Origin of the sequence: Streptomyces sp. BE20 (genome assembly GCF_036322525.1) — a bacterium.
Lineage (GTDB): Bacteria > Actinomycetota > Actinomycetes > Streptomycetales > Streptomycetaceae > Kitasatospora.
Window position 1 is genome coordinate 23,570 of sequence record NZ_JAQYWW010001201.1, and the last position, 6,978, is coordinate 30,547.

The window sequence follows — 6,978 nt, forward strand, 5'->3', positions numbered from 1 at the left end:
CTCGTTTCAGCAGAGGTCCTGCTGAGTTGCCGCCAAGTGGGTGCCGCTGTCGGAAGCCTCCGGTGCTCCGGTGGGTGTTCGGAGGTGGAAGGAGCGGTCTGATCGTGATCCATGCTGACCTGCGGCATGTGTGCGGTGTGCACACGGGGAGGTGTCGATCCGCTGATCAGGGCAACGATGCAGCCGAGGGCCGCTTGCCAGGCGTGGCGGCCTGGCGAGCGGCCCTCGGCCGGGCGGTTGTTCGGTGGCGCGGTGGTTGCGTTCTAGCGGTCGGGGTTCCGGCCCCGGCCCGGCTGGGGCGACTCGATCACCGTCGAAGTCGGGTCTTCAGCCTGTCGGCGGCGTGGTGCCGGTCACGGCAGCGCTCGACGACCCGGCGGTTGAGGCCCTCGTGTTTGAGGATGACGCTGTCTCCGGCCCGGTGGGTGGCGGTGGCCCACAGTGTGCCGCGCGGGTCGCGCAGGAGTTGATGGACTGCAAGGTGGCCGTGGGCGATGTCGGTGTGGATGGTCATGGCATCGGCGGCAAGCTGGTCCGCGGTGGCCACGGTCTGGCAGCTGTACGGGTCGGGGAGGGGATGGAACTGCTCGCTCCAGGGCTCACCGAGGGCGAGGCTGACGAGCTGGTCGCGGTTCGGCTTCCCTGCGACGCCGTCGAGGATGGATCGGACCTGGGTCGGGGTGAAGAGCGGGGCCGGACGGTCGTCCTGGGTGGGGACCCTGCGGGGGTAGTCGCCGAGCACGGGGTGGTTGAGGCGCAGGATGCCCGGGCCGGACTCGCTGGCGCCTCCGACCACGGCGAGGCCGGCGTGCGGGGCGGCGCGGCGAAGGTCCTCGTAGAGGGCGTGGAGGTCCTCGGTGTATGCCTCCCAGTCCGTCCAGCGGGTTCCGAGCTGGACGCAGGCATCCACGTCGTGGTTGTTGCACGTGGTGTCGAAGTCGTGTGCGTCGAGCGCGACAAGAAGGGGTCTGACTTCGTCGTGTGGGCAGGAACTCAGGACCAGTGTGACGGGGATGTCGCCGGACATCGGGCGCTCCAGGGTCGTATTCGGGAATGGGCGTCGGGGTGCGGTGGTCGGTCTCGGTGACGCGTGTGTGCGGCTTCGTGGTGCACTGCGTCTGAGGTGCTGGCCGGGACCGTAGCGATCCCGCTTGGCCGGTCAAGTGGTCGGCGGTGCTGGCGGCCGCCCCGCTGGTTGGTGAGCGGGGCGGCCGGAAGCGGTCAGGCGGTGGTCGGGGGCGTGAGGTGGTTGAGGGTGGTCAGGTAGGTGCCCGGGGCGGCCAGGTCGGAGGCGGTCGGCCAGGGAATGGGGGTGGTGAGCGGGAGGACGGCGGTGGTCTGGGGCAGTCGGCTGGTGTAGACGCTTCCGTGTTCGCTGGTGAGCGTGGAGGGCGGGACGATGAGGACGCCGTTCAGGGTGTCGCCCGGCATGTCTGGGTCCGGGATGCGGTCCCTGAGCAGCCACAGGGCGCCGTTGACACGCGATTGGTCGGGGCCGACGAGGGTCGTGACCAGCGCCATCGTGCAAGGGGCTTCAAAGGTGGCGTTGGAGGCGGTGGGCAGCGCGGTGAAGCTGTCAGGGGTGAGGTCGGTCGCCTGGGCGAAGAGTGCGGTGACGGCTTCGATCCGCTTCCGGGCCTCGTCCAGGTCTTCGGGTCCGAACCCGGGGACGATGTCGAGCACGTCTCCGAGCCGGGCGAGGTCGTAGCCGCGGGTGCGGGCACCCTTGGGCTTGAATGCGGTCAGGCCCGGCTGCTGGACGATCCGCCCCTGCCACGCGTGGATCTGCGGCGTCGAGAACACCGGGGCGAGGTTGCGGGTCACCACGGTGACGTGCTGACCGTCGGCGAGGTCCAGCAGATCTGCGCGCGTCGATCGCAGACCCAGGATGGTGGAGGTGGCGTCCACGATGGCGATGAGACGCCCGCTGGGCTTCACCCTGGTGAAGGTGCTCAGCTGGTGGGGTTCGGACGGCTCGGTGCTGTGGATCAGGCTGTCAAGCAGAAGCGTGCTTGGGGCCATGGTGATACTCCGATCACGGTAGCGATGGGGTGAAGGAAGTTCTGCGGCGGCCCACGGTGGTGGAGCGTGGGGTGCGGAACGTCGCCGGGCGCAAGTGGCCTGCGGGGAATGGTCCGTGGCGATCCCTCAACCCGGAAGGTAGCTACCCGTCACAGCGGGTCAAGCTCAGCGAAGCGCCCTTCCGGTATTGGTTACACGTGGCATGTCGGGGCAGCAACGTGCCGGGCGCTTCGGGTCCGGCCCGGGACGCCGGGCGGGCAAACCCGGATGCCGACGGCGGCGGGCCGGTGGGCAGCGCATCATCCGGTCGCCGACTGCTTGGTCCTGACGGCGGCGGGCCGCACAGCAGAGGGATGCTGCGCGGCCCTGTGGGCGAGGCGTGGGGCGCTCGTTGTCAGGACTGAGGTCAGGGCGTTGCTTCGGCGGCCTCCGGTGCCGCACCTCGCCCGTGGGCCGCGGCCGTGCGAAGCGCGGTGCGCCGTGATGGTGATCGGGTCCTCGCGCACCACGCTCCAGCCGGCCTCCGCGAACGCCACCTCGTGCGCGGCCGACAGCGCGGTGGCCAGGTCCCGGCCGTGTCCTTCTGCGTAGGCGAGGTCCGGCGCGGTCACGCTCACCCGGTCGTGCAAGGCGGCAAGGACGGTGGGCGAGGTGTTGTCGACGTTGAAGACGCCGTCTCGAAGGTGCGGAGGCAACTGCGGGTAGACCCGATGTCCGATCGTGCCGCGCTCGCAGTCCTCTCGGGAGAATCCGCGGGCCCACAGCAGGTCGCGGGCGGCCTGGCACTCGGGGGTCTCCGGGCGCAGTCCGTCGCGCTCGCCGGTCGGCCGTTCGCCTCGGCGCACCAGGACGCCGTACAGGCTCGGCGCGTCCTCGCTGGCATTCAGGCCCCGGGCGCGCAGCGTGGCAACGGCGTCCCGGACCCGCTCCACCTTCGTCGCGTGCGAGAACGTCAGGAGGAGCGCGCCGGACGCCCTCATGACGCGGTACAGGTCCGGAGTCTCCCAGTACGGCGGGAGGACACCGGCCCGGGACAGGCCGCGCGAGGTGAGGGCCCGTGTCACGTTCCTCGCGGGTTCGTAGGGCGCGCCGGACACGAGCAGGCTGTGTAGCCGCCGGGTGCGGGTGAGCGAGGACTCGGAGGACGTCACCGTGTAGCCGATGTCGCGCAGCAGGCCAGCGCATTCGTCGAGGGCTCGGTTGCGCGCGCTTCGGACCGTCTGAATCCGGCGGGCCGGCAGCAGGGCCTCGTCGACGGCCCCGTCCTCGTACCACTCCACGATCACCGAGGAGGCGCGTCCGTGGGGTGCGACGACGGCGCCGACCGTGCAACGCAGGTTCCTGACCTGGTGCGCCTCTTCGGAGGCGAGGTCGGCGCGAGTCACTTTGGCGTCGGCCAGCACGTCGAGTGCGACCTGAACGGCCGGAACGGCGGCATGTTCAGGGAGGCAGCCGCGGACCGAAGGCCGAGGGGATGCGGACATGATGCTCCTTGTCGCAGGGGGGATGGCGCCGCGGCCGCGCCTGCTGGTAAGTGCGGCGCCGGCGGGAGTGAGCGCTTGATCTGGGCGGGCCGAGCTGAGTCGTTGCCCGCGGCCGAGCTGGCGCGCGAACCTCATCGGCCGTCGCTGGTGCCCGGTGGAAGCAAGGGGGAAGGTAGTTGTCTTGCCGAGCTGGTCAACCCCCAGCCGGGATCACATCGGCTCGGTCCGGCCTGCCGCCCGAGCCGGCAGCGGCCGTCGCCGCCGGGCCGAGCACCTCGAAGCGCGCGGGCGTGGTCGGGGCAGACGTTTGCGTCACCACCGGAGACCACCAGTCAGATCGGGCAGTCCCCGGAAGATGTCGTCCGCTGCTGGCCGCCGAGCGGGACCACTCACCAGCCACCGCGATCTGGCTACCTCGGCAGTGGCTGAGCAGAACCTCGAACAGGACCTGGAAAAGCAGACTGTGGGCCCTCGTACGGAGTTCGGGGGCGCGCTCGACGCCTCAAATGCGTGTGGCCGCCCCGCAGGAGGGGCGGCCACACGCAGTGGACGGGATCTACATCTACACGTGGGTGATAGCGGTGCTGCCGGCCAACGGAACGATGTTGGTCGGCGCATCCACGCGCTCATAACCGTCGGAGGCCACCGCCAGGTGAACCTCGCGGCCGTCCGATCCGGTGATGTGCAGAACGTCTCCGACGGAGAGCGCCCGCACGCCGCTTGGCCAGCTGCGGTTGAAGGAGTCAGCGCCGGCGCTGTTGCCGATGAGGTACACATGGTCGGCTGCCGCCTCGACGGTGGACGCCTCGACGGTCAGGACAAGGGGACCGTCGCCGAGGATCTCCGCCCGGGCGAGTGGCTGGCCGTGCTGGTAGCCGAAGAAGTTCAGGTACTGGCCACGCGGACCGGATGTGACGTTCAGGAGGACCGTTGCGGTGTAGCTCCTGGCCGAGGCTGCGGCCTGGGCGCGAGGCTGCGAGGCGCTGCCGGAACGTCGGAAAACGCCGGCGAGAGGACGAGGAAATCGGGGCATGGGTCAGCTCCGGACGGGTGCAGAAGGCGGTCTGCGGCAGATCGCGCAGTCGGTTGACGAGGCGCGGGCCGGGGCAAGTGTCAGCCGTCCGGCCCGGCTGTGGGGCGTCAACGTAGCCGCAGGAAGCGGCTGGTCAAGTGCGTCCACGGCCCCTTCGCCGTTGCAGGCCGGGCCCGCGCTGCGGCCCCTGGCGCTACACGGACCTCGCCTGCGGTGGCACCGGTCGAACAGCCCAGGGCGTCCCGACTCAACCCGTGCTGAGCGGCGGCGGCCTGCCCGAAGGCTCCGCCCTGCGTCTGCGGATCGGTTCGACCCTTCCTTCGGCACACCGCTGCGCCGACCGGAGGATCGGTCGGCGCAGCGGGGCCGCTACTTTCGGCGGCGGGTCCGGGTCTTCGCCTCCTCGATGGCTTCTTCGGGGGTCTTGCCCTCCTTGTGGGCGATCGCGGCGGCTACCTGCTGGATGGCGCTGTCATCGGGTGCGGGACGCCAGGACTCGAAGGTGTCGGCGAGCCACATGCGGGCCGCGTGGGTGGTCTCGATGGTCTCGGTCCGCCCGCGTCCGGTGACGCGTAGGGGGGTTCCGTCGGGGTTGGCGATTGCCTTGGCGGCCTTCGTGGCGGCCCGGGCCGCCTTCTCCAGTTCCCGGTCTTGCCGCCCCTTTCGGGCCGCGGCCTCTGAGCGGGAGGTCATGCGGCTGGGCCGGCGGAGAACGTCGACCGGAGCGTCGGGGAAGCAGACGGTGCAGGCGCGCTCCCCGGCGTCCCGGACGATCTGCTCGTCGGTCGCGCCGGAGTAGGCGGTCAGCCAGGCAAGTCGGGTGCGCTGCGGTCCGTTGTGGCAGGTGGAGCAGTGTTCGCTGCGGTGGGCGTGCCCGGTTCCGCGGTCGGGTTGGGCGAGGAAGGTGCGGCTCCAACCGCCCCGCCGCTTCCACTCGGCCAGGTACGGCGCCTGCTCCTGAGCGATCCTTCGGAGCTCGGTGCTCGCTGCTGCGTGGACGTCGAGGCCTGGGGGGAACGCATGGTCGGTCCGGTCGCTCCTGCGGGCGGCTTCGAGTGCCTGGGCGTCGGACATGCGCCACGGTCCGCGGCTCGTGCTGCCGGTCCGGCGATCTCCGACCGCTGCATGGAGCACCTCGACGGCGAGATCAAGGCGATGGCGCGCCTTCCGGTACCGGGAGTCGAGTGCGGCCAGAGCGATGTCGATCTCGACAGGAGTTGCCGTGGCGAGGGTGGTACCAGCAGCCCGAACGCGGTTGGCGGGCCAGGCGACTGTGAGACCGGTGGGGCTGTCGTAGGCGCTGCCCTCGACGGGCTTCATGTCGACGGTGCACCGGCGGCCGCGATCGGTCACGCCGGTGAGGGTGCCTGGATGGTCCAGGCCGTTCGGGGTGCTGACCAGCACGGCAATGCCGGGCCTGAGCAGGGTTGACAGGGTTGGGGTGTCGGCAACGACCATCGTCCATCTCTCCGGGGAGGGGCGGGTGCACCGGGGGCTGCACCGGGTTGATGGCCGTGAAGGTAGGGGCGGCGCTGTGCCGATCAAGTGGGCTTCGCCGCGGGCGGCTCGGGTGTCGACAGGCGGTACTTGGGTTGTGATCTGCTGCGCCGGCGGGTCGCTGTGATGTGGTCAGCGGGCCGCCCAAACGGGGCAACCGAAGGCGTGGACGGTCAGGATGAGAACGTCCCCGCCCTCCGTCCGCACTCGGCTTCGGGTGGCCGCGCAGCAGGTGGGCGGCCACCCGGGAAGTGGCAGGTCCAGCTCGGCGAGGCCGGGGTCCTGCTCGGTGGCCGGCTGCGGGCCGAGGGCTGCAGATGGGGGGTAACCGCCGGCGGGGTGTCCTGGTCCTGAAGTGGAGGGCACGAGGGGGTTGTGCCCAGAACGGCGGCGGCGATGGCGGGACATGACGGCAACGATGCCCGGTGCGTTGGACGGAGGCGGGCATTCTGGAAAACCGACACGCGGTGGGGTGATGGGGGTTGTCCTGCGTGGAGTGTCGCTCCAACCGTTTCGCGCGGGCCCGACCACTGTCAGCTGGCCTGCGGCCGCGGCTCGTTCTCTGGGGGCTCCGCCTTCCGCGCGGGCTGCCTCTCACCTCTTCTCTGCCTTCGTCGGAGGTCTTGCCCTCCTTGTAGGCGATCGCAGCGGCTACTTGCTCGATGGCACTGTTGTCGGGAGTGGGGCGCCAGGGCTCGAACGCGTCGACCACCCACATGCGGCCTGGACGTCCCCGCCCTGGGTGCGCTGTCGGCTGCGGATCATCTCGCACCCAGTTGGAGGGGTGCCGGGCAGCGGCCGGCTCTCAGTGGACGTTAAGTCCGTTTCTGGTAGCGGCCTCGTCCGGGTTGGGTGAGGAAGCCTTGGCGAGTGAGGCGTCCGAGGCGGCTGCGGGTGATGTTGACGGACGCCTCGTCGGTGGGCATGCCGAGGAGTTCGTGC

Annotated in this window: 5 protein-coding genes; all 5 read right to left on the reverse strand. The window is 70.7% G+C overall.

Features of this window, described 5'->3' with window-relative positions; all coding sequences use genetic code 11:
* Positions 1-307 precede the first annotated feature (307 nt).
* Positions 308-1,027, reverse strand: coding sequence for a hypothetical protein (locus tag PUR61_RS38505; RefSeq protein WP_329884470.1), 720 nt, complete (start codon positions 1,025-1,027; stop codon positions 308-310).
* Positions 1,028-1,221: 194 nt separating this feature from the next.
* Positions 1,222-2,022 carry a hypothetical protein gene (locus PUR61_RS38510; protein ID WP_329884472.1) on the reverse strand — a complete coding sequence of 267 codons (801 nt, stop codon included), beginning with the start codon at positions 2,020-2,022 and terminating at the stop codon, positions 1,222-1,224.
* Between the two features lie 299 nt (positions 2,023-2,321).
* Entirely contained in the window at positions 2,322-3,506 is a 1,185-nt protein-coding gene (locus PUR61_RS38515; RefSeq protein WP_329884474.1) for a hypothetical protein, read from the reverse strand.
* A 562-nt stretch (positions 3,507-4,068) separates the two neighbouring features.
* Positions 4,069-4,539, reverse strand: coding sequence for a hypothetical protein (locus PUR61_RS38520; RefSeq protein WP_329884476.1), 471 nt, complete (start codon positions 4,537-4,539; stop codon positions 4,069-4,071).
* Between the two features lie 369 nt (positions 4,540-4,908).
* Complete coding sequence (locus PUR61_RS38525; RefSeq protein WP_329884478.1) at positions 4,909-5,892, reverse strand: hypothetical protein; 984 nt, start codon at positions 5,890-5,892, stop codon at positions 4,909-4,911.
* Positions 5,893-6,978: the final 1,086 nt, after the last annotated feature.